Raw genomic sequence first — 22595 nt, 5'->3', positions numbered from 1 at the left:
GAGCAAGTCGAATCGTCGCACCGCCCCTCCCACATTTTTAACCATGCCCGCTTAAGATTTTCTTACCTTGGCGCACCCCCACCAGCTTCGCCTGCCCATCCTTCTGCTTCCCCGTACGCGCCTCGCTGATCAGCCCCGGGATCAGCTTGCCCTCCGGCAAATTCTTCCAGAACCGACTCGGCAAGTGCCCCTCCATCACCTTGGGGTTCAACCGCGCCGGGTTGAAGATGTGGCTGTAGTAGGTCAGCCACATCGCGCTGTGGGGATCCTCGACATTCTGCGCCAGCTGCTGCCATGCCTCGGGGCACTTTCGCTGGTGGATCAACTGCTCACCGTCGTAATACACCCCGTCCAGCGGCGTGGCGATCATCCAGCGATGGCGCCCCATGCGCCCGACAAAATGCTGGCTGGCCGATTTGAGGATGTCATGGGCCGGTTCATGCCAGGCCACGTACTCCGGTAACTCAGGCCCCGCCCCTGCCGGCAGGGCGATAAAGCGCACGAACGCATGCAGGTGATGGGCCTCGCGACTCACCTGCTTGATGCGCCGCTGCAGCTCACTGCCGAGTTTATCCCCTGCCAGCATCGCGGTGCGGTCGCCATGGCTGACGCGCCACAGCACTTCGTACAACACACTCCAACGCTGGTCGCCGTGGTAACAGGCGGCCGATTCCAACAGCTCCAGCAGCGCCTTGGGAATTCGCGCCTGGAACGGCCCCAAACCTTCGGGGATCGGCTCATCGGTCGCAAACAGGTCCGCCGCCTGCACCTCGCCCCAACTCACCTGGCTCGGGTCGACCTGATGGCTGAGCAGCCAGCGTGCCTGTTCGCGCCAGGTGCTGAAGAGGTCATCGCATTCCAGGCTGATCATCCCCACAACCCCATCTGTTGCGGTTGCGGACGGTCGCGCAGCTGTTCGCGCAGCAGCACGCTGGTGCTGTCCGCCTGTTGCGGGTGGTAGTCACTGGTGATGAAAAACGGCTTGGCCTTGGCCAGCACACAGCGCATGCGTGCCAGGTCTTCGAAGCGGATCTTGCGTTCGCGACGCAGGTCCACCAGGCGCTGGGTGGTGCGCAGGCCGATCCCCGGAATACGTGCGATCAAGGTCGGCTCGGCGCGATTCAGGTCCAGGGGGAACACCTCGCGGTGCTCCAGGGCCCAGGCCAGCTTGGGGTCGATGTCCAGGGCCAGGTGGCCGGGGCCTTCGAACAGTTCGTTGGCACTGAAGCCGTAGCTGCGCAGCAAAAAATCCGCCTGATACAAGCGATGCTCGCGCATCAACGGTGGCGCGGCCAGGGGTACGCTTTTCGGGCTGTTGGGGATGGGGCTGAAGGCCGAGTAATACACGCGGCGCAGCTTGAAGTTGCCATACAGCGCCTCGGCACTGTGAAGGATGGTGCTGTCGTCGGTCTCGTCGGCGCCGACGATCATCTGCGTGCTCTGCCCGGCCGGGGCGAAACGCGGCGCGCGGGGTTCGTTCAGGACCGTCTGCTCGCCGGTGTAGATGGTCTGCATGGCCTGCTTGATCGAGACGATCTGTTTTTCCGGCGCCAGGGTTTGCAGGCTGGCATCGGTGGGCAGTTCGATATTCACGCTGAGGCGATCGGCGTAGCGCCCGGCCTCGGCAATCAGCGCCGGGTCGGCTTCGGGGATGGTCTTGAGGTGGATGTAACCGCGAAAGTCATGCTCTTCGCGCAGCAGTTTGGCCACGCGCACCAACTGCTCCATGGTGTAGTCGGCCGAACGAATGATGCCGGAGCTGAGAAACAGGCCGCTGACGCAGTTGCGCTTGTAGAAATCCAGGGTCAGGGTGACCACCTCCTCCGGGCTGAAGCGTGCGCGGGGCACGTCGCTGGAGCGGCGGTTGACGCAGTATTGGCAGTCGTAGAGGCAGAAGTTGGTGAGCAGCACCTTGAGCAGCGACACGCAGCGACCGTCCGGCGTGTAGCTGTGGCAGATCCCCATGCCATCGGTGGAACCCAGCCCCGCCTTGCCCTCCGAACTGCGCTTGGGCGCACCACTGCTGGCGCAGGAGGCGTCGTACTTGGCGGCGTCGGCAAGGATGCTGAGTTTTTCGATCAACTGCATGGAGGGCTACCGATACTGGTTTTTTGTACAGTATCAGAGTATAGCTACAAGCTACAAGCTACAAGCTTGGAGCCTGCAGCTTGTAGCTTGCAGCTTGCAGCTTTCGTCAACTGGCGGTGGCCAGGAGCAGATCCTGCACCGAACGGCCCTTGCCACGGCTACGGTCGTTTTCGAACAGCGACGCCGCAATCTCATCCGCACGAATCGGTAGCACCGACAGCAACGTATCGCTCAAGCCATGGCTGGCCTGGCTGAAGCCCTGGATGTAGATGCCGGCGTTGCAGCGCTCATCGGTGACGATGCGGTAGTCGCGCGCGACTTCAAAATCGCCCAGATATTCCTCCAGCGGCGCCAGCAGTGCGCGATGCGTCTCGCGCTCGTAGCCGGTGGCAAGGATCACCGCGTCGTAATGGTTGACGCTGGTTTCGCCATTGGCGTTGTTGCGCAGGGCCAGTTCGATGCCCAGGGGGCCGGGGGTCGCCTTCTCGACCACGGTCATGGTGCGGAAGGCCTGGCGGGCGATGCCGGAGACTTTCTGGCGGTAGAAAATCCCGTAGATGCGCTCGATCAGGTCGAGGTCGACCACCGAATAGTTGGTGTTCTGGTACTCGGCGACCAGGCGCTCGCGCTCGGCACCGACTTGCTGGAACACCAGGTCGGTGAAGGCCGGCGAGAACACTTCGTTGACGAACGGGCTGTCATCGGCCGGCTTGAGCGCCGAACCGCGCAGGATCATGTCGACCTGCACCGACGGGAAGCTGTCATTCAGGTCGATAAAGGCTTCGGCCGCGCTCTGGCCACCACCGATGATTGCGATGCGCATCGCCTTGCCGTCCACGCAAGGCTGGGTGGCCATGCGCTCCAGGTACTGGGAATGGTGGAACACCCGGCTGTCGCCCTTGAGGGCCTTGAATGTTTCGGGAATGCGCGGCGTGCCGCCGGCGCTGACCACCACCGAACGCGTAGTGCGCACATGCTGCTCGCCCACCGCATCGCGGGAGATCACGCGCAGCGCCTCCACCTGCTGCTGGTGCAGGATCGGCTCGATGGCCAGCACTTCCTCGCCGTAGCGGGCCTGGGCCTGGAACTGCCCGGCGACCCAGCGCAGGTAGTCGTTGTACTCCATGCGGCACGGGTAAAAGGTGCCCAGGTTGATGAAGTCCACCAGGCGGTCGTGGGCTTTCAGGTAATTGACGAAGGAGTACGGGCTGGTGGGGTTGCGCAGGGTCACCAGGTCCTTGAGGAACGAAATCTGCAGCTCGCTCTGGGTCACCAGGGTATTGCCGTGCCAGCGGTAATCGGCCTGTTTGTCGAGAAACAGTACGTCCAGTTTGCCCTGCGCCTTTTCGCGCTCCTGCAGGGCGATGGCCAGCGCCAGGTTCGAAGGGCCAAAACCGATACCGATCAAGTCGTGAACCGCGGGCGAAGCAATTGCCTGTGTCATTCCAGTGTCCTCTGGATAAGCCCCTTGGCGGTGGGGCGGGAATACCTTCGAGACCTGCACAACAGGTCATGTGTTGATAGGAAACGAGGACAGTGAATTAAAATTTAACTGATCAGCGATCAGTGCGCGTCCCACTCGCGCATCCGCACCCGGCAATGCTTCATGGCGTTAACGATGTGTTTTTCCACCAGGGTGCGGGAAATACCCAGGCGCTCGGCGATTTGCAGGTGGCTCAGGCCCTCAAGCTTGCGCAGCAGAAAGCTGTCGCGACAGGCCGCCGGCAGCTCGGCCAGGGCGCGTTCGAGCATGGCCAGGCGTTGGGCGTAGGCATGGGTGGCATGGGGCGAACAGGCGGCGAAGCGCTCCTCGCTGTCGAGTACATCCAGGGGTTCGACCTGGCGCAAGGCGTTACGCCGGTGGCCGTCGATCACCAGGTTCAGCGCGGTGCGATACAAAAAGGCGCGCGGCTGTTCGATGGGGGTACCGCTGGATCGTTCCAGCACCCGGACGTAAGCGTCATGCACCACATCCTCGGCCACCTGACGGTTGCCCAGCTTGGCGTTGAGGAAGCACACCAGCTCGCGATAGTAGTTTTCCAACATGACTCCTGGCCTCCAGGCCGCGGCATTAGGTCCTTGGGTGCAAAAAAGACAGCGTATTCAGTAATGGCAGTTTGGGTAGGTGCAATTTATAGTAATTCTCATCTACTTTTAAACAAGACTTGCATCCACAGGCCGATTTTTTTTCGCACAAGACCTGTAACCGCTTATGTAAGGGCCTAAATCCTCGGCCAATTCTCTCGTTTAACTGTCAGCTCTGCGCAACTGCGCTCTGAACTTTCCTGGCTGGAACCTAAGCATGAAACGCCCTCGCCCTGCCCGACGCGCCTTGCTAGCTATCGCGTGCCTGATTCCCATCATCGCCGTCGCCGCCTGGCAGGTGTTGCCGCCGGGGCGTGAGACCCTGACCACCGTCACCGTCACCCGCGGCAATATCGAAAACAGCGTCACGGCCCTGGGCACCCTGCAACCGCGCCGTTATGTCGACGTGGGCGCCCAGGCGTCCGGGCAGATCCGCAAGATCCACGTTGAAGCCGGCGATCAGGTGCAGGAAGGCCAATTGCTGGTGGAGATCGACCCTTCCACGCAAAAAGCCAAGCTCGACGCCAGCCGTTATGCCATCGAAAACCTCAAGGCGCAGTTGCAGGAGCAAAAGGCCCAGCACGCACTGGCGCGCCAGAAGTACCAACGCCAGCAGCGCCTGGCCGCAGGCAACGCCACGCGCGAGGAAGACGTGCAAACCGCCAAGGCCGAACTGAGCGCCACCCAGGCCCGGATGGACATGTTCCAGGCCCAGATTCTCCAGGCCCAGGCCAGCCTGCGCAGCGATGAAGCGGAACTGGGCTACACGCGCATCTACGCACCGATGACCGGCACCGTGGTCGCGGTAGACGCGCGGGTCGGCCAGACCCTAAATGCCCAGCAGCAGACGCCGCTGATCCTGCGCATCGCCAAATTGTCGCCGATGACCGTGTGGGCCGAAGTCTCGGAAGCCGACATCGGCCACGTCAAACCCGGCATGACCGCCTATTTCACCACCCTCAGCGGCGGCAACCGGCGCTGGACCAGCACCGTGCGCCAGATCCTGCCGATCCCACCCAAGCCACTGAATGAAACCCAAGGCAGCGGCAGCCCCAACAGCTCCGGCAAAAGCGGTACCGGCCGCGTGGTGCTGTACACCGTGCTGCTGGATGTGGACAACGGCGACAACGCCTTGATGGCCGAAATGACCACCCAGGTGTTTTTCGTCGCCAGCCAGGCCAAGGACGTCCTCACCGCGCCGGTCGCCGCGCTGCTGGGCACCTCAAGTGCCGACAAGCAGATCGCCCGCGTGGTCGCCACCAACGGCCGCATCGAAGAACGTGAAGTGCGCCTGGGCATCAGTGATCGCCTGCGGGTCGAAGTACTCGACGGCCTGCACGAAGGCGATCACCTGCTGATCGGCCCGGCCGACGGCAACGGGGGTTGAGGTGACCACGCCGCTGATCGAACTCAAGAACATCCGCAAATCCTACGGCGGCGGCGACAGCCCGCAGGTCGATGTGTTGCGCGGCATCGACCTGTCGATCCATGCCGGGGAATTCGTCGCCATCGTCGGGGCTTCCGGTTCCGGCAAGTCCACGCTGATGAATATCCTCGGTTGCCTCGACCGCCCCAGCACAGGCGAGTACCTGTTCGCCGGGGAAAACGTCGCCCACCTGGACAGCGACGAACTCGCCTGGCTGCGCCGCGAGGCCTTTGGCTTTGTGTTCCAGGGCTACCACTTGATCCCCTCGGGCTCGGCCCAGGAGAACGTCGAGATGCCGGCGATCTACGCCGGTATCAGCGCCGCCGAGCGCCATGCCCGCGCCCATGCGCTGCTCACCCGCCTGGGCCTGGCCGAGCGCACCGGCAACCGGCCGCACCAGCTGTCCGGCGGGCAGCAACAGCGCGTCTCTATCGCTCGGGCGCTGATGAACGGCGGCCATATCATCCTCGCCGATGAACCCACCGGCGCCCTCGACAGCCACAGCGGCGCCGAGGTGATGACCCTGCTGGACGAACTGGCCAGCCAGGGCCACGTGGTGATCCTGATCACCCACGACCGTGAAGTGGCGGCGCGCGCCAACCGCATGATTGAAATTCGCGACGGCCTGATCATCAGTGACTCGGCCGATGACGGCGCAGCCCCGCCACCGGCCACCCGCGGTGCGTTGCAAGCCGTGGACCTGCGCCAGCGCCTGGCCGACGGCGCCGAACACAATGGCGCGTGGAAAGCCGAATTGCTCGACGCGGTGCAAGCCGCCTGGCGGGTGATGTGGATCAACCGTTTCCGCACCGCACTGACCCTGCTGGGGATCATCATCGGCGTGGCCTCGGTGGTAGTGATGCTGGCCGTCGGTGAGGGCAGCAAGCGCCAGGTCATGGCGCAGATGGGGGCGTTCGGCTCCAACATTATCTACCTCAGCGGATCGTCGCCCAACCCGCGCACGCCGCCGGGTATCGTCACCATCGATGACGTCCACGCACTCGCGGCATTACCCCAGGTCCAACGCATCATGCCGGTCAACGGCAGCGAAGCCGGGGTGCGCTTCGGCAACGTCGACTACATGGCCTATGTGGGCGGCAATGACACCAACTTCCCGGATATTTTCAATTGGCCGGTGGTCGAGGGCAGTTACTTCACGGCGGCCGACGAGCGTGCGGCCGCCACCGTGGCCGTGATCGGTCATCGCGTGCGTGAAAAGCTGTTCAAGGGTGAAGTCGACCCCATCGGCCAGTACATCCTGATTGAAAACGTACCGTTCCAAGTGATCGGCGTGCTGGCGGAAAAAGGCGCCAGCTCCGGTAACAAGGACAGCGATGACCGTATCGCCATCCCCTACACCGCCGCCAGCGTGCGGCTGTTCGGCAGCTACAACCCCGAATACGTGGTGATTGCCGCCGCCGATGCGCGCAAGGTCCGCGAGGCCGAGGTGGCCATCGATCAGTTGATGCAAAAGCTGCACAACGGCAAGCGCGACTACGAGCTGACCAACAACGCGGCGATGATCCAGGCCGAGGCGCACACCCAGAACACCCTGTCGCTGATGCTCGGCTCGATTGCTGCGATTTCCCTGCTGGTAGGCGGTATTGGCGTGATGAACATCATGCTGATGACCGTGCGTGAACGGACGCGCGAGATCGGCATCCGCATGGCCACCGGCGCGCGCCAGCGCGACATCCTGCGCCAGTTCCTGACCGAGGCGGTGATGCTTTCGGTGGTCGGCGGCCTGTGCGGTATCGCCCTGGCCCTGCTGGTTGGCGGCATGCTGGTACTGGCCCAGGTGGCGGTGCAGTTTTCCCTGGTGGCGGTGCTTGGCGCGTTTGGTTGCGCACTGGTCACCGGCGTCGTATTCGGCTTCATGCCGGCCCGTAAAGCTGCCCGGCTCGATCCGGTTAAGGCGTTGACCAGTGAATAAACGATCCATCCCCTCGCACCTGTCTGCATTTAGCCTGTGCCTGCTGCTCACTGCCTGCGCCGGTGAACCGCCCGCCGTGGACAGCGGCATTGCAGCGCCAGCCGCCTGGCAGTTCGCCGAGCGCGACGCGGCCCAGGCCACCAACCAGCGCTGGTGGACGCAGTTCGGCAGCCCGCAGTTGAACCGCCTGGTCGAGCAGGCCCGCCATGACAGTGTCGACGTCGCCGCCGCCATGGCCCGCGTGCGCCAGGCCCAGGCCAGTGCGGTGATCGCCGGGGCACCGCTGTTGCCCGAGGTGAAGTTCAACCTCGCCACCAGTCACCAGAAACTGCTGCACGGCCCCGGCGGGCCGGAGCTGGACGCCTCGCAAAGCGATGACGCCGTGGACAATTTCGGTGCCAACCTTACCGCCAGCTATGAGGTGGACTTCTGGGGAGGCCGCGCCGCTGCCCGTGACAGCGCCCTGCACAGCCTGCGTGCCAGCGAGTTCGACCAGGCCACCGTGGAACTGACCCTGCTCAGCAACGTGGCCGACCGCTACGCGCAAACCCTGGCCGCGCGCCAGCGCCAACAGATCGCCGAGTTGAACCTGGCCAACGCACGTAACGTGCTTGACCTAGTGCAAACCCGCTACGACGCGGGCTCCGCCACGGCCCTCGAACTGGCCCAGCAGAAAAGCCTGGTGGCCAGCCAGCAACGCCAACTGCCGTTGATTCAACAACTGGTCGAAGAATCCCAAATCACCCTCGCCGCCCTCCTCGGCCAGCCGGTCCAGGCCCTGGACCTGGGCACCGAACCCTTCCAGGACCTGGCCTGGCCCACCATCGGCGCCGGCATGCCCAGCCAGTTGCTCAGTCGCCGGCCGGACATCGCCAAGGCCGAGGCCCAACTGGCGGCAGCGCAAGCGGATGTCACCGTGGCCCGCGCCGCCATGCTGCCAGCCCTGACCCTCGGCGCCACACTCGGCTCCGACGCCTACAAGGCCCTGGACGTCCTGCGCAGCCCCTACTACACGCTGACCGCCGGCCTGGTCGGGCCGATCTTCAACAACGGCCGTTTAAGCGCCGAACGGGACAAGGTCCGCGCACGCCAGGATGAGCTGCTGTACACCTACCGAGGCGCGATCATCAACGGGTTTGCCGATGTGGAAAAAGCCCTCAGCAGCATCACGCGCCTGGACCAGCAGCGCCAATGGCAAACGGAAGAACTGCAACAGGCCCGGACGGCCTTCCAGATCGCCGAAAGCCGCTACCAGGCGGGTGCCGAAGACTTGCTGACGGTACTGGAAACCCAGCGCACCCTGTATGCCGCCCAGGACTTGAACGTGCAATTGCGACTGTCACGCCTGCAGGCCAGCATCGCGCTGTACAAGGCATTGGGCGGCGGTTGGAAAACCAGCATCTGATAAACGAAACTCCAGTTTCGTACACCAGTCGTCTACCACCCCTACATTCTTCGCCTAAGGATCCTTGGTAAAAAAGCCGCCATTACACGGCTGCCCGGGATCTCTTGATGAATGTTACAAAACACCTCGCGTGTGGCTGTCTCTGGTTGATGGCAAACCTTGGCCAGGCAGAGCCACTGATCAAACCCACTGCCATCGATTGGCTGCTCGACTGCCCCCTCCCCAGCGTCGAACGGCTGGACCCCGAGGTGCTGTCGCGTACCCAGTGCGGCATCGTCACCGTCCCCCTCAACTACGCCGTCCCCCGGCAGGGCAAACAGCGCCTCTACCTGACCCGTGTCGGCGCCCGCGATCCGCTGAACCGCGAGGGCCTGGTATTCGCCCAGGCCGGCGACACGCCACCAAAAGACCACGTAAGTACCTTCGCCATTCACCTCGCCAGCCGCTGGCACCGCTATTCCACGCAAGCCTATCGCACGCTGCTCAACCGCTACGACGTTATCGAACTCGGCCCCCGCGACCTCACTCAGGAGCATGACGTCGAACAGGCCGTACGGGACATGGAGTATGTACGCGCCCAACTGGGCGACGCACAGCTGCATTACCTGGGTGACACCAGCGCCACGCGCCTGGGCAGCCGCTATGCCGCGCGGTTTCCAGATCGCGTCGCACGCATGGTGTTGGTCAACGCCGAACACGACATGGCCGGCACGCTTAAGGTCGAACAGTTGCGCCTCAAGGAACCCGCCAAACCGGACGCCGGTGGTTGTATCAACCGCTGGGTGGGCGACTTCCTGGCCTTCGGCAAAAAGCCGCCACCGTCGACACGCTGCCTGGACGCGGATGGCACGCAGTAACGCGTCGTTTACGACCTGTTGCTGCCGAAAACGACACCCTGCGTTGACGCTCTCCCTCAATCGTTATTAAGTGCTATTTATCCGCATTAATACGATAAATCGAACCCATGCTGACTCGCCCGCTACGCCGCAAACGCCAGAAGCTGTCCGATGTGATTGTTGAGTCGGTCAAGCGCTCCATCGTCACCGACGCCTTGAAGCCCGGCGACCGCCTGCCCACCGAGCGTGAGCTGATGGAAAGCTTCCAGTGCTCCAAGGGCTCGGCCCGTGAAGCGCTCAAGGCCCTGGAGGTCGAGGGGCTGGTGAGTACGCGCACCGGCCCCAGCGGCGGCGCCTACCTGAACCAGGCCGGCACTGAACCCGCCAGCCGCGCGCTGCGCAACTACCTGCACTTCCAGCACTTGGATGGGGAGCAGGTGTACCAGTTGCGCAAGGTCATCGAAGTGGAACTGGCGGTGTCGGTGCTCGGGCGCCTGAGTGAAGACGACTACCGGGCATTGCAGGACAACGTGGATTTCTGCAGCGCCCCCGAAGACAGCGAAGCCGGCCAGCGCGAACAGCGCCTGGCGGAACTGGAGTTCCACAACCTGCTGGCCAAGGCCTGCCCCAACCCGTTGCTGAGCTTTATGGCGCAGTTTCTCAATGACCTGCTGCGCGACCTGGTGGTGCTGAAAAAAGCCTACAAGCCCAAGCGCAAGCAGTTCGACGCGGCCAACCTCGACTATCACAAGCAACTACTGAACGCCTTTCGCGCCGGGGATGAAGGCGCGGTACGCAGCCTGATGCATGAACATATGTGCGACGCCGAACACCATATGACCGCGCTGGAAGGCCAGGTCAGCCCGCACTTTCTACTGGAGTTCGACCACAACCACTGAAAACACCCCTCCCACAGTTGACTGCATTCACTGCGTTATCCCAATAACAGGCCTGCCCACAGGCCCTGCTCCACCGTATCGCCCTTGCTACTCCTGCCAATAACTAAACCAGGGAGTCACCCCATGCAGCGTCGTACGTTATTGAAAGCCAGTCTTACCGCCGCCGCCCTCAGCCTCCCGCTGAGCGTACGGTCCGCATTCGCCGCCGAGCCCTTTACCTTTTACGGCCTCAAGTCCATGTCCGGCGCCTTTGCCAGCTATGGCAAGTTTGCCGACATGGGTTCGCGCCTGGCGGTGGCCCAACATACCGAGCTACTGGGCCGCCCGTTGAACTACAAGGTCATCGACACCGAGGGCAACGCCGGCAAGGCTGTGCGCAAGGTGCAGGAGGCGATCCAGCAGGACGGCGCGCGGTTCTTCCAGGGCTGCACGCTGTCGTCATCGGCATTGGCGGTGGCCAAGGAAGTCGACAAGGTCGGCGGTGTATTCATGACCCCGGTCGGTGCCGATGAAGTCACCGGCAAAGACTGCAACCACGCCACGTTCCGCTGGTCGGTGCCCACCTACGGCGCCATCCGCGAGACCATGGTGCCGCTGATCAAACTGCTGCCGGACGCCAAGCGCTGGTACACCATCACGCCACAATATGTGTTCGGCGAAGCGCTGCTCGAAGGCGCCAAAAACGTGCTCAAGGAACACGGCCTGGAACACGTCGGCAACAGCTACCACTCGCTGCAGGAACAGGAGTTCTCCGGCTACCTGACCAATGCCATTTCCACCAGGCCCGACGTGCTGGTGTTGCTCAACTTTGGCAGCCAGTCGTCCAACACCCTGCGCCAGGCGGTGAACTTCGGCATCAAGGAACGCATGAAAGTGCTGCTGGTGTGGTCCGCCGGCCTCGACCAGTTCCAGGAACTGGGCAGCGACATCCTCGAAGGCGTGTACCTCGGCGCGCAGTACTGGCATCAGGTCGACACCCCGCTCAACCGCGAGCTGGTCAAGCTGACCCAGGCCAAGTACGGCATCAACCCCACCTACCCGCTGGCCGCCGATTACATCAGCACCAAGGTCATGCTCGACACCATCATTGCCACCGGCAGCTTCGACGGGCCGACCGTGGCCAAGGCCATGCAGGGTCTGAGTTTCGAAGGCCCCACCGGCAAGGAGTCGATCCGTGCCGGCGACCACCAGGTGATCAAGGACTACTACCTGCTGATCGGCAAGGCCGCCGCCGACATGGCCGACAAGGATGACCTGGCCAAGGTGCTCAGTGCCGGCCAGTCATTCCCGCCGGTGGAAGCCACGGGCTGCACACTCGCCTGATCCGCTAAAACATCACCGGTTGTACACGGCAGGGCCGCCCGCGCGGCCACCTGTTCGAGGGTTTCTGCATGCTTAATCTTTACCTGTTCCAGATACTCAACGGCCTTGGATTGGGGATGATCTACTTCCTGATCGCGGTCGGGCTGACGATTATTTTCGGCCTGCTCAACTTCGTCAATTTCGCCCACGGTGCGTTCTTCCTGCTGGGCGCCTACATCTGCTACACCGCCGTGAGCCTCACCGGCAACTTCTGGCTGGCGCTGTTGATCGCGCCGCTGGTGGTGGCCGCGCTGGCCTGGGTGATCGAGCGCGTGTTGATCCAACGGATCTATCACTTGCCACACATGTTCCAGATCCTGGTCACGCTGGGCATCGCGCTGATCATCCAGGAAGCCAGCGTGATGATCTGGGGCCCGGTGGGCAAAAGCGTCGCCGTGCCGGAACTGCTGCGCGGCGTGCTGGTGGTGGGTGATTTCGTCTACCCCTACTACCGCCTGTTCCTGATTGTGTTTTCCGGGTTGGTCGGCCTGGGTCTGTGGCTGCTGCTGGAACGCACGCGTTTCGGCGCCCTGGTGCGCGCCGGCAGTGAAAGCACCGAGACCGTGTCGCTGCTCGGCACGAATATCTTCCGCCTGTTCTCCATGACCTTCGCCCTCGGCGTTGGCCTGGCCGGCATGGCGGGTGTGCTGTTCGCGCCGTTGCGCGGCGCCCAGCCGTTCGTTGGCCCGGAAATTCTTGGCATCGCCTTCGTGGTGGTGGTGATCGGCGGCATGGGCTCGTTCAGCGGTGCACTGGTCGGCGGTTTGCTGGTGGGCGTGGTGCAAAGCCTGATGACCACACTCTGGCCCCAAGGCGCGAGCCTGATGATCTACGGCGCCATGGCCGCGGTGATTCTGGTGCGTCCTTACGGCCTGTTTGGGAGAGCCTGACATGAGCGAGAAAAATCCCCTGCCGTTTGCCAAAACGCAATCGCGCGCCATGTTGTTGTGGGTCGTGGCGGTGCTGATCGGCCTGCCCTTGCTATTGCCCTCGGCGACCCTGGCCACCGAGATCCTGATCTTTGCCATGGCCGCCCTGGCCTGCAACCTGTTGCTGGGCTACACCGGGCTGCTGTCGTTTGGTCAAGGCATCTTCTTTGGTGCCGGCGCCTACTGCGCGGCGCTGCTGATGATCCATCTGCAATTGGGGTTGTTCACCGCATTACTCGGTGCCGCCATCGCCGGTGGCTTCCTGGCCTTGCTGGTGGGGGCCCTGGCGATCCGCCGCACCGGCATCTACTTCGTGATGCTCACGTTGGCGTTCAGCCAGATGGCCTACTTCGTCGCCTACACCTTGAGCGACTGGACCGGCGGCGACAACGGCCTGCTCAGCGTGCCGCGCCCGGAGATTCGCCTCGGTGACACCGTGCTGCTGTCCCTGGCCGACGCCCGTGCGTTCTATGGCTTTGTCGCGGTGCTGTTCCTGTTGATCTTCATCGGCGCGCGCCGGGTGATCGCCTCGCCGTTCGGCAGCACGCTGATGGCGATCCGCGAAAACGAAACCCGCGCCTCGGCCATCGGCTACGACACGCGGCACTTCAAGATCCTGGTGTTCGTGCTGTCCGGCGCGGTCACCGGGATTGCCGGGGCGTTGTACGCCATGCTGCTGCACTTTGTGCCGCTGTCGAATATCGACCTGGCGATGTCCGAGAACATCCTGATCATGACCATTGTCGGCGGCACCGGCTCGCTGTTCGGCTCGTTGCTGGGCGCCGGCTCCATCGTGCTGCTGGGAGATTTTCTCTCCGACCTGTGGCCGCGCTGGCTGATGCTGCTGGGGGTGATCCTGATCCTGGTGGTGATCTTCATGCGCGGCGGTTTGTGGGGCGGCCTGGCCGCGTTGTTCGAGCGCGTGCGTGGCAGTCGCAAGGCAGCCGTCGTCGCCAAGGAGGAAGGGCTATGAGCATCCTGCTGGAAACCAAAGACCTGGAACTGGCCTATGGCGCGTTCCGTGCGGTGAACGGCGTCAACCTCAAGGTCGAAGCCGGCACCATCCATACCATCATCGGCCCCAACGGCGCGGGCAAGACCAGCCTGTTCCACTGCCTGACCGGCGAGCGCCAGGCCACGGCCGGCGCGATTCATTTCGACGGCAGGAACCTGATGCGCAAGCCCGCCCACGCACGCGTCGGCCTCGGCATGGCGCGCTCGTTCCAGCTCACCAGCCTGTTCCAGAACCTCAGCGTGCGCGAGAACCTGCGCCTGGCCGCCCAAGGCCGCGACGGTGCGCGCGCGCTGAATTTCTGGCGCCGCGTGGACAGCAAACGCGAGCACCTGGAAATGGCCGACCAGGTGCTTGAGCGCCTGCAACTCAGCGCCCGCGCCGAGACCCTGGCCGGCGAGTTGTCCCACGGCCAGCAACGGGTGCTGGAGGTGGGCATGTCGATCTGCTCCAAGCCCAAACTGCTGATGCTCGACGAGCCCACCTCGGGCATGGGCATCGATGACATCCCGATCATGACCCAGTTGATCAGCGACCTTGGCCGCGACCATACGGTGCTGTTGATCGAACACAACATGAGCATCGTCATGTCCATCAGCCAACGCATCACGGTGATGAGCCACGGGCAGATCCTGGTGGAAGGCACGCCGGAGTTCGTGCGCGCCGATGAACGTGTGCGCAGTGCTTATCTTGGGGAGGCCGCCTGATGCTGATCGTCGAGAATATTCATTCCTACTATGACAAGAGCCACGTGCTCGAAGGCGTGTCGCTGAGCGTCAACCCCGGCGAACTGGTGACGCTGCTCGGGCGCAACGGTGCCGGCAAGACCACCACCCTGCGCAGCATCCTCGGCATCATCTGCCCGCGCCAGGGCCAGATCCACTTCAACGGCCAGGCGCTGGTGGGGCAGAAAATCTTTGAAATCGCACGCCAGGGACTGGCACTGGTGCCGGAAAATCGCGGGATCTTCCGCCTGCTGACCGTCGAGGAAAACCTGCGTATCGCCGTCCGCAAGACCAGCCGCTGGCAGCTCGAAGACGTGTACGGCATGTTCCCGCGCCTCAAGGAGCGGCGCAGGAACGCCGGCCATGCGCTCTCCGGCGGCGAGCAACAGATGCTCGCCATCGCCCGCGCCCTGCTCAACGATCCGAAGCTGCTGATCCTCGACGAACCCACCGAAGGCCTGGCCCCGGTGATCGTCGACGAACTGGTGAAGATCCTGCGCAAGATCAAGGACGACGGCCTGCCGGTGCTGCTGGTGGAACAAAACCTGATGGTCTGCGACAAGCTCGCCGACCGCCATTACGTCCTCGAACAGGGCCGCGTGGTCTACGAGGGCAGCGCCGCCGCCTTCCGCGCCGACCCGACGATCAAGAACCGCTACCTGGCGCTGAGCGCCTGACGGAGATTGCAAATGAATAGTTTTGCGCAACCGCTCCAGGGCAACGCCCCGCTGATCAACCGCGACCGCCTGTGGCAATCGCTGATGGACCTGGCCCAACTCGGCGCCACGGTCAAAGGCGGCGTGTGCCGCCTGGCCCTCACCGACCTGGACCGCCAGGCCCGTGACCTGTTTGTACAGTGGTGCGAAGCCGCCGGGTGCAGCGTGAGTGTCGACGCCATTGGCAATATTTTCGCGCGCCGCCCTGGGCGCAATCCGGCCCTGCCCCCGGTGATGACCGGCAGCCATATCGACACCCAACCCACCGGTGGCAAGTTCGATGGTTGCTATGGGGTGATGGCCGGGCTGGAAGTGATCCGCACCCTCAATGACTTGAAGATCGAAACCGAAGCGCCGCTCGAAGTGGTGGTGTGGACCAACGAAGAAGGCTCGCGCTTCCCGCCGTGCATGATGGGCTCCGGGGTATTTGCCGGTAAGTTCGACTTGCAGGACACCCTCGACAAGCAGGACGAGCAAGGCTTGTCGGTGGGCGCCGAATTGCAGCGCATCGGCTATGCCGGTTCCCGCGCGGTGCTGGGCCACCCGGTCGGTGCGTATTTCGAAGCGCATATCGAACAGGGCCCGGTGTTGGAAGACCAGGCCATCACCCTCGGCGTGGTGATGGGTTGCCTCGGCCAGAAGTGGTTCGACCTGACCCTCACCGGCGTCGAAGCCCACGCCGGCCCGACGCCCATGCACCTGCGCAAGGACGCCCTGGTCGGCGCCGCCGAGGTGGTCAGCGCGGTCAACCGTATCGCTCATCAGCAACAACCTCACGCCTGCGGCACCGTCGGCTGCCTGAGCCTGCACCCGGGCTCGCGCAATGTGATTCCCGGCCAGGTACACATGACCATCGACCTGCGCCACCTGCATGCCGACAAGCTGCAAGCCATGGTCGATGAAGTGCGCGGCGTGATCGACGCCACTGCCCTGCGCCACGGCCTGAGTGTCGAGCTGACACCCACCGCCGACTTCCCGCCGCTGGACTTCCACCCGGCCTGCGTCAACGCCGTGCGCGATGCGGCGGCTGCCTTGGGCCTGAGCCATATGGACATCGTCAGCGGCGCCGGGCATGACGCGATTTTCGTCGCCGAGCTGGGCCCGGCGGGGATGATCTTTGTGCCGTGCGAAGGTGGCATCAGCCATAACGAAATCGAAAACGCCGCGCCGGATGACCTGGCGGCCGGTTGCGCGGTATTGCTACGCGCCATGGTCAATGCGGCGCAGGGAGACAGGGCATGAGTGAGATGGGCCAACTGACGGCGGTGCAACTGCTGGAGCATTTTCGCAACAAGACCTTGTCGCCGGTGGACGTCACCGAAGATGCGCTGCTGCGCATCGAGCGCTGCAACCCGGTGGTCAACGCCTACTGCCATGTCGACCCCGAGGGTGCGCTGCACGCGGCGCGGGCGTCGGAAGCACGCTGGTTCAAGGGCGTGCCCTGCGGCGCGCTGGACGGCGTACCAGCGTCGATCAAGGACCTCACGCTGACGATCGGCATGCCCACCCGCAAGGGCTCGCGCACCTCATCGGCCGAGGGCCCGTGGGACGTCGACGCGCCCTTCCCGGCCTTTATGCGCAAGGCCGGCGCGGTGCTGCTGGGCAAGACCACCACCCCGGAATTCGGCTGGAAAGGCGTCACCGACAACCCGCTGTACGGCATCACGCGCAACCCGTGGGACACCCGCACCACCGCGGGCGGCTCATCCGGCGGCGCGGGCGCGGCAGCCGCATTGAACCTGGGCGTGCTGCACCAGGGCAGCGATGCCGGCGGCTCGATCCGCATCCCTTGCGCGTTTACCGGCACCTTCGGGATCAAGCCGACGTTCGGCTATGTGCCGCAGTGGCCGGCCAGTTCGATGACCATCCTCTCGCACCTGGGGCCGATGACCCGCACCGTGGAAGACAGCGTGTTGATGTTGCAGGCCGTCGCACAGCCGGATGCGCGGGACGGCTTGATCGGTGCGCCGAGGACCACGCCATGGCTCACGCCGGAGACGGATTTGAAAGGCCTGCGCGTGGCCTACAGCCCAACGTTTGGCTACGTGGATGTCGACCCGCAGGTGGCCAAGGTGGTCGCCCAGGCGGTCGAAGGCCTGGTGCAATTGGGCGCCCATGTCGAGCAGATCGACCCAGGTTTCAGCGACCCGCTGGAGGTGTTCAGCACCTTGTGGGCGGCGGGAGCGGCACGCCTGACCGGGTCCATGAGCGACGCGCAAAAACAACTGCTGGACCCTGGGCTGCTGCGCATTGCCCAGCGTGGCGAGCAGTTGAGCCTGGAGGACTTCAACGCGGCCCTGGAAGCACGGGCGGCGCTGGTGGCCCGCATGGCGGCGTTCCATGAGCATTACGACGTGCTGGTCTCGCCGATGATGCCGATCACCGCGTTCGAGGCCGGGCACAACGTCCCGCCCGGTTCAGGCCTGCAGGATTGGACCGAGTGGACGCCGTTCACCTACCCCTTCAACCTCACCCAACAACCGGCGGCGTCGGTGCCGTGCGGGCTGGCCGCGAATGGCTTGCCGGTGGGCTTGCATGTGGTGGGCGCGCGGTTTGCCGATGAGCAGGTGTTGAGGGTGTGCCGGGCGTATGCCAAGGCGTTCCCGACCCAGCATTTGCCAGCCCCGCACACTCCTACCTGAAACCCACCTGCTGGGGCAGCTTGCCGGCTCCTGCAGGTGGCTACTGGATTAGGCTTTGATATCAGGCCCTTCTAACGCGTGTTCACTCTCAATCTTGAGCCGGAAGTCGGCGCTACGGTCGCCGTCCAAGTCAATCTGCAGCGTGGCTTGGCGGGCTTGAGCGTCGTAATCCACTATGGCCTGTCGACCTTCACCGGTAAACCGCGCGACATACTTCAAGGGTTTTTCCGCAATGTCATGTCGCGTGACTGAGTCTCCTCCATACAAAAGCTCCTCAACCCCAGAGCGCTCACCGACATAGGTACTCTCCGGGCCTGTCGCTCTCAGGTTGGACACATCGATTTTGTCCCTCCCCGACACGAAGTCGGTGATTCGATCAGGTTTATCCGGTGTCGATTGCTGCGGACTCAAGAACACGTAGGTGTTATTGCCACCGCCCCCTGTCAATATGTTCTGGGTGAGGTTGCTGATGAAGATGTCGTTGCCTGTGCCACCCTTGGCATTTTCTATCGTCGTGCCCCTGGCAATGAATACGTTTTTTTTCATTCCCCCAATATCCGAAGGTGCACCTTCATTGAGGTTGATCACCTGGTTCTGGTCAAAACCAGAAAAATCCAGCGTGTCCACGCCACCACCATCCCATACGGTAAACACAGGCGCGTCAGCGGCGGAGTTCAAGCTATAAGCCGCACGGCCTGCATTGGAGTTGAAGCCATAGGTGGTATCGCCTGCGCGGGTTTCATGATTGACTCCGTAGAGTTTTTGCATGGCTGCAACGTCATCCACCATCGGCGTAGAGGGCGAATGGTTTACACCGTTCTTAGTAAAGGATTGGCCGGTATGGTGTTCACTCCAATAGCTCATGATGCTATGGCCGCTGGTATCCTCCGCGTAGGTCGCCGTGTCATAACTCGAACCGGCGGGAAGGCTTCTGAAAGGGTGCGACAACCCCAGGCCATGACCCAGTTCATGGGCAATGGTTCTGTGCCCATCGTTGGCATGGCTAGGTGATGTATGGGCCTCATCGGTTCCGGCAGTCCATATTTCGGAAACCGCCCCATGCCTTGGAATTTTCGGGTTTGCGCTCAGGTATCGCTGATATGACTCAGAAGGAGGGCGTGTTGCAAAGGCGTTCTTGCCGTCCACCTGTACGTCGAAGCTCCCGAAGGTAACCCTGCCTTCCTCCTGCATGCCTGGGCTGGCTTGGGTGAAACGGACGTTGGCAACATCCGACCAGTGCTCCATGGCCATTTGTGCCGATGCCTTTTGTGCCTGATTGAATTCGCTGAAACCACTCAGGCCCAATGAGCTGAAACGCCTCCCGGCGGTGGTTAGAAACTGATAGGCAACATCCGTCTTTCCATCGTTATTGGTATCGTGCCAACGTGCATTGTCACGGACCATTTCATCGACCGCCTGCTGGACGGTATATGACGGTTTACCGTTGATTATGCGATCACCACCACGTTGATCGTGGTGAAGGACACGATCCAACTGAGTGACTGTATTGCTGGCAAAGGGAGAAAGGGTAAACGTTGAGTTCGACATCAAATGTCTCCTTTTCAATGATTCAGTGAAGCAACAAGAGGGTGTGAGGATCGGCAGCCCAATCACCTGCGAAATTACCCTTGCGCCAGGCGCGTCAATAGGCGACTTTCCTTAACCGCGCCGTTGAATCCAAAAAGCACTGTCGGATCCAAAAAACCTCAGTTTCCAACCCTTGCAGCACTCCAGTCCCCCTTGGCGGGCGATCAGTTCTACAATGGCGGTCCTATTCACCCTCGGGGCCGACATGGACATCGAACTGGCACGCACCTTCCTCGAAATCTCCCGCTGCGGCAGCCTGGCCGCCGCCGCCGAGAAACTGCACGTCACCCAGACCGCCATCACCGCACGCGTTAAAAACCTCGAAAGCCAACTGGGCAGTACGCTGTTCGTGCGCAACCGCGCCGGCGCGCGCCTGACCGCCGACGGCGAGGCGTTTGTGGTGTATGCCAATCAGTTGCTGCAAACCTGGGAAGCCGCGCGGCGTGACCTGCCGTTGCCGGATGGCTATCGCAATGTGCTGCATATCGGCGGTGAAGTCAGCCTGTGCAACCCGCTGATGCTCGGTTGGGCCCGGGCCTTGCGCGAACAGATTCCCGGGCATGCGCTGCGTACCGAAGTGCGTGAAGGTGAATACCTGCTGCGGCAACTGGAACTCGGCGTACTCGATGCGGCGCTGGTGTTCCAGCCGCAGTACTGGCCGGGGTTGCAGGTGGAGCAGGTGCTCGAAGAAAAGCTGATCCTGGTGCAGTTGGTGAGTAAGCCGGACCCGTACGTCTACATCGATTGGGGCCCGGGTTTTCGCCAGCAGCACGACGCCGCCCTGCCCGACAGGGCCCGCGCTGCGCTGAGTTTCAACCTCGGGCCGTTGGCGTTGCAGTACATCCTCGAGAATGGCGGCGCCGGGTATTTCCGCACGCGGGTGGTACAGAGCTACCTGGACAGCGGCGTGATGCAGCGCGTGCCCAAGGCCCCTGAGTTCAGCTTCCCGACGTTCCTGGTGTACTCGCGGGCGCGGGATTCGGCGGTGTTGCAGCAGGCGCTGGGGCTGCTGCGTGAAGTGGTCAAGGCCGAGAGTGACTGGTCGCAACGCTGGGACCCGTTGATCTGAATCGCTTGAGCGGTGCAGCGCGCAAAACTCGCAGATTCCCGTGTACCAACTAAGCTCAGTCTCCAACAAAAAAAACTGAGCAGCCCGCCATGGTCCACCCCACCGAGACGTTTCGCCGCCGCTACCGCGCCGAGGTCAGCCCGCATTACAAGCCCTGGCTGCACGCGGCCTTTGTGCTCGGCTATGGCGTGTCCTGCATCGCCCTGGCGTGGTCCTCCACCCACCGAATTACGCCGATCGAGTGGCTGACCGTGCCGCTGACCCTGGTGTTCTTCAACCTCTGTATCTACCTGGTGCACCGTCACCTCGGCCATCACAAGCACGCCCTGGCGCGCTTGTTCTATGCACGCCACACCGGCGATCACCACAGCTTCTTCACCCCAGGCCACATGACCTACGACAGCCCACGGGACTGGCGCGTCATTCTCTTCCCGGCGTGGTTGATCGTGCTGCACAGCGTGGTCATCACCCTCCCCGCCTGGTGGTTGCTCCAGCACCTGAACACCAATGTCGCCGGGCTGTTCGCCGGGTGCATGATCCTCGGCTACCTGCTCTACGAAGTATTCCACGCCTGCGAGCACTTGCCCGCCGACCACAGGGTGGCGCGCCTGCCGTGGATTCGCCAGATGCACCAACTGCATGCCCTGCATCACCGCCGCGAACTGATGCAGGGGCGCAATTTCAATATCGTCCTCCCGCTGATGGATTACCTGTTCGGCACCCTGCACTGGGAACCGAACCCCAACGACCACCAGGAGTCGTCATGAGTATCCGCCGAAAAAAAATCCGTCACCTGCTGTTTGTACTGCTGCTGGCGGTGATCGCTTTCCTGCTGCTGATGCCGACCAAAGTGCAACCGGTGAACTGGGCCCCGCCCAGGGCGCCATCGACGAAGGAAGGGGCCTATGCCGACAACCAACGCCTCAAGGCCGTGCAGAAAATCGGTGCCCAGGACATTGCCGGGCCCGAGGCGTTGCTGCTGGATGCCCAGGGTTTTCTGATCAGCGGGCTGCATGACGGGCGCATCGTCCGCACGTCGCCCGACAGCCCCACCCTGGAAGTGCTGGCCAACACCGGTGGGCGACCACTGGGCTTGGCGCTGCACCCGGACGGGCGCCTGATCATTGCCGATGGGGTCAAGGGCTTGCTCGCGCTGGACTCCCAGCGCCAGCTCACCACCCTGAGCACCAGCGCCAACGGCGTGCCATTTGGCTTTACCGATGACGTGACAGTGGATGCCAGCGGGCACTATGCGTACTTCAGCGATGCTTCAAGCCGCTGGGGCTATGGCCAGGATGGCGAGGCGGTGATCGAGCATGGCGGCGATGGACGCCTGCTGCGCTATGACTTCAGCAACGGCACCACCGAGGTATTGCTGGACCAACTGCAATTCGCCAACGGCGTGGCCCTCGGCCCGGATGAGCACTACGTGCTGGTCAATGAAACCGGCGCGTATCGCATCAGCCGTTACTGGCTCAAGGGCGAGCGCGCGGGCCAGCACGACCTGTTTATCGACAACCTGCCCGGCCTGCCGGACAACCTCAGTTTCAACGGCAGGGACCGTTTCTGGGTGGCGCTGTATTCACCGCGCAACCCATTGCTCGACAGCTTTGCCGGCTACCCGCTGTTGCGCAAAGTAATGGTGCGCGCACTGATGGTGGTGCCCAAGCCCATCGAGCGCAAAGCCTTCGTGCTGGGGCTGGATACCGAGGGCAAGGTCATCGCCAATTTGCAGGATGGCAGCGCGGGCAACTACTCGCCGATCACCACCGCGCGGGAGTATGGCGACTGGTTGTACCTGGGCTCTTTGAAGAATACGAGCATGGCACGGTTGCCATTGAAGCTGGCGTTGGCGCAGTAAAGCAAAAAGGGCATACAGGC

At 63.0% G+C, this 22595-nt stretch carries 20 protein-coding genes; 15 read left to right on the top strand and 5 right to left on the bottom strand.

Going from position 1 to position 22595, the window contains the following annotated elements:
* Positions 1-37: 37 nt before the first annotated feature.
* The 4 genes from AB1462_RS26930 to AB1462_RS26915 all read right to left on the bottom strand — a co-directional run bounded on the left by AB1462_RS26930 (position 38) and on the right by AB1462_RS26915 (position 4134).
* Positions 38-871 carry a TIGR03915 family putative DNA repair protein gene (locus AB1462_RS26930; RefSeq protein WP_367248423.1) on the bottom strand — a complete coding sequence of 278 codons (834 nt, stop codon included), beginning with the start codon at positions 869-871 and terminating at the stop codon, positions 38-40.
* Complete coding sequence (locus AB1462_RS26925) at positions 868-2088, bottom strand: putative DNA modification/repair radical SAM protein (RefSeq protein ID WP_027606175.1); 1221 nt, start codon at positions 2086-2088, stop codon at positions 868-870. Before AB1462_RS26925 ends, AB1462_RS26930 begins: the two co-directional genes overlap by 4 nt.
* A gap of 106 nt (positions 2089-2194) precedes the next feature.
* Positions 2195-3532 (bottom strand): lysine N(6)-hydroxylase/L-ornithine N(5)-oxygenase family protein, encoded by a 1338-nt coding sequence (locus tag AB1462_RS26920; protein ID WP_090406067.1) that lies wholly within the window; start codon positions 3530-3532, stop codon positions 2195-2197.
* A gap of 119 nt (positions 3533-3651) precedes the next feature.
* Positions 3652-4134 (bottom strand): sigma-70 family RNA polymerase sigma factor, encoded by a 483-nt coding sequence (locus AB1462_RS26915; protein WP_090406070.1) that lies wholly within the window; start codon positions 4132-4134, stop codon positions 3652-3654.
* A 256-nt stretch (positions 4135-4390) separates the two neighbouring features.
* On the opposite strand from AB1462_RS26915, the gene AB1462_RS26910 reads away from it, so the two are divergent.
* From AB1462_RS26910 to AB1462_RS26855, 12 genes are all read left to right on the top strand, one after another.
* Positions 4391-5560: an efflux RND transporter periplasmic adaptor subunit gene (locus AB1462_RS26910; RefSeq protein WP_090406073.1), complete on the top strand. Its 1170-nt coding sequence runs from the start codon at positions 4391-4393 to the stop codon at positions 5558-5560.
* A 1-nt stretch (position 5561) separates the two neighbouring features.
* Positions 5562-7532 carry a MacB family efflux pump subunit gene (locus tag AB1462_RS26905; RefSeq protein ID WP_146371672.1) on the top strand — a complete coding sequence of 657 codons (1971 nt, stop codon included), beginning with the start codon at positions 5562-5564 and terminating at the stop codon, positions 7530-7532.
* Positions 7525-8937 (top strand): efflux transporter outer membrane subunit, encoded by a 1413-nt coding sequence (locus tag AB1462_RS26900; RefSeq protein WP_259193228.1) that lies wholly within the window; start codon positions 7525-7527, stop codon positions 8935-8937. Before AB1462_RS26905 ends, AB1462_RS26900 begins: the two co-directional genes overlap by 8 nt.
* 107 nt (positions 8938-9044) lie before the next feature.
* Positions 9045-9794 (top strand): alpha/beta fold hydrolase, encoded by a 750-nt coding sequence (locus tag AB1462_RS26895; protein ID WP_090406082.1) that lies wholly within the window; start codon positions 9045-9047, stop codon positions 9792-9794.
* Positions 9795-9901: 107 nt separating this feature from the next.
* Complete coding sequence (locus AB1462_RS26890; RefSeq protein ID WP_027606168.1) at positions 9902-10672, top strand: FadR/GntR family transcriptional regulator; 771 nt, start codon at positions 9902-9904, stop codon at positions 10670-10672.
* A gap of 123 nt (positions 10673-10795) precedes the next feature.
* Positions 10796-11995: an ABC transporter substrate-binding protein gene (locus tag AB1462_RS26885; protein ID WP_367248419.1), complete on the top strand. Its 1200-nt coding sequence runs from the start codon at positions 10796-10798 to the stop codon at positions 11993-11995.
* A 68-nt stretch (positions 11996-12063) separates the two neighbouring features.
* Entirely contained in the window at positions 12064-12924 is an 861-nt protein-coding gene (locus AB1462_RS26880; protein WP_090406091.1) for a branched-chain amino acid ABC transporter permease, read from the top strand.
* A gap of 1 nt (position 12925) precedes the next feature.
* Positions 12926-13936 (top strand): branched-chain amino acid ABC transporter permease, encoded by a 1011-nt coding sequence (locus tag AB1462_RS26875; RefSeq protein ID WP_090406094.1) that lies wholly within the window; start codon positions 12926-12928, stop codon positions 13934-13936.
* Positions 13933-14682 carry an ABC transporter ATP-binding protein gene (locus AB1462_RS26870; RefSeq protein ID WP_090406097.1) on the top strand — a complete coding sequence of 250 codons (750 nt, stop codon included), beginning with the start codon at positions 13933-13935 and terminating at the stop codon, positions 14680-14682. The genes AB1462_RS26875 and AB1462_RS26870 overlap by 4 nt, the downstream gene beginning before the upstream one ends.
* Positions 14682-15377, top strand: coding sequence for an ABC transporter ATP-binding protein (locus AB1462_RS26865; RefSeq protein ID WP_090406100.1), 696 nt, complete (start codon positions 14682-14684; stop codon positions 15375-15377). Before AB1462_RS26870 ends, AB1462_RS26865 begins: the two co-directional genes overlap by 1 nt.
* A gap of 12 nt (positions 15378-15389) precedes the next feature.
* Entirely contained in the window at positions 15390-16658 is a 1269-nt protein-coding gene (locus AB1462_RS26860; RefSeq protein ID WP_315338433.1) for a Zn-dependent hydrolase, read from the top strand.
* Entirely contained in the window at positions 16655-18058 is a 1404-nt protein-coding gene (locus tag AB1462_RS26855; RefSeq protein ID WP_367248416.1) for an amidase, read from the top strand. The genes AB1462_RS26860 and AB1462_RS26855 overlap by 4 nt, the downstream gene beginning before the upstream one ends.
* A 48-nt stretch (positions 18059-18106) precedes the next feature.
* Here AB1462_RS26855 and AB1462_RS26850 read toward each other — a convergent pair whose 3' ends face one another.
* On the bottom strand, positions 18107-19606 hold the full coding sequence (locus AB1462_RS26850; RefSeq protein WP_367248415.1) for a M10 family metallopeptidase C-terminal domain-containing protein: 1500 nt from the start codon (positions 19604-19606) through the stop codon (positions 18107-18109).
* A 244-nt stretch (positions 19607-19850) separates the two neighbouring features.
* Between AB1462_RS26850 and AB1462_RS26845 the strand changes: the two genes are divergently transcribed.
* The 3 genes from AB1462_RS26845 to AB1462_RS26835 all read left to right on the top strand — a co-directional run bounded on the left by AB1462_RS26845 (position 19851) and on the right by AB1462_RS26835 (position 22575).
* A complete protein-coding gene (locus AB1462_RS26845; protein ID WP_090406109.1) occupies positions 19851-20714 on the top strand; it encodes a LysR family transcriptional regulator in 864 nt (287 codons plus the stop codon).
* An 89-nt stretch (positions 20715-20803) separates the two neighbouring features.
* On the top strand, positions 20804-21481 hold the full coding sequence (locus AB1462_RS26840) for a sterol desaturase family protein (RefSeq protein WP_259193218.1): 678 nt from the start codon (positions 20804-20806) through the stop codon (positions 21479-21481).
* Positions 21478-22575 carry an SMP-30/gluconolactonase/LRE family protein gene (locus AB1462_RS26835; RefSeq protein ID WP_090406117.1) on the top strand — a complete coding sequence of 366 codons (1098 nt, stop codon included), beginning with the start codon at positions 21478-21480 and terminating at the stop codon, positions 22573-22575. The genes AB1462_RS26840 and AB1462_RS26835 overlap by 4 nt, the downstream gene beginning before the upstream one ends.
* Positions 22576-22595 lie beyond the last annotated feature (20 nt).

This window comes from Pseudomonas sp. SB113 (assembly GCF_040754745.1).
Lineage (GTDB): Bacteria > Pseudomonadota > Gammaproteobacteria > Pseudomonadales > Pseudomonadaceae > Aquipseudomonas > Aquipseudomonas grimontii.
Note: the sequence above shows the minus strand (reverse complement) of the source record. Positions and strands in the feature narration are given on the sequence as shown.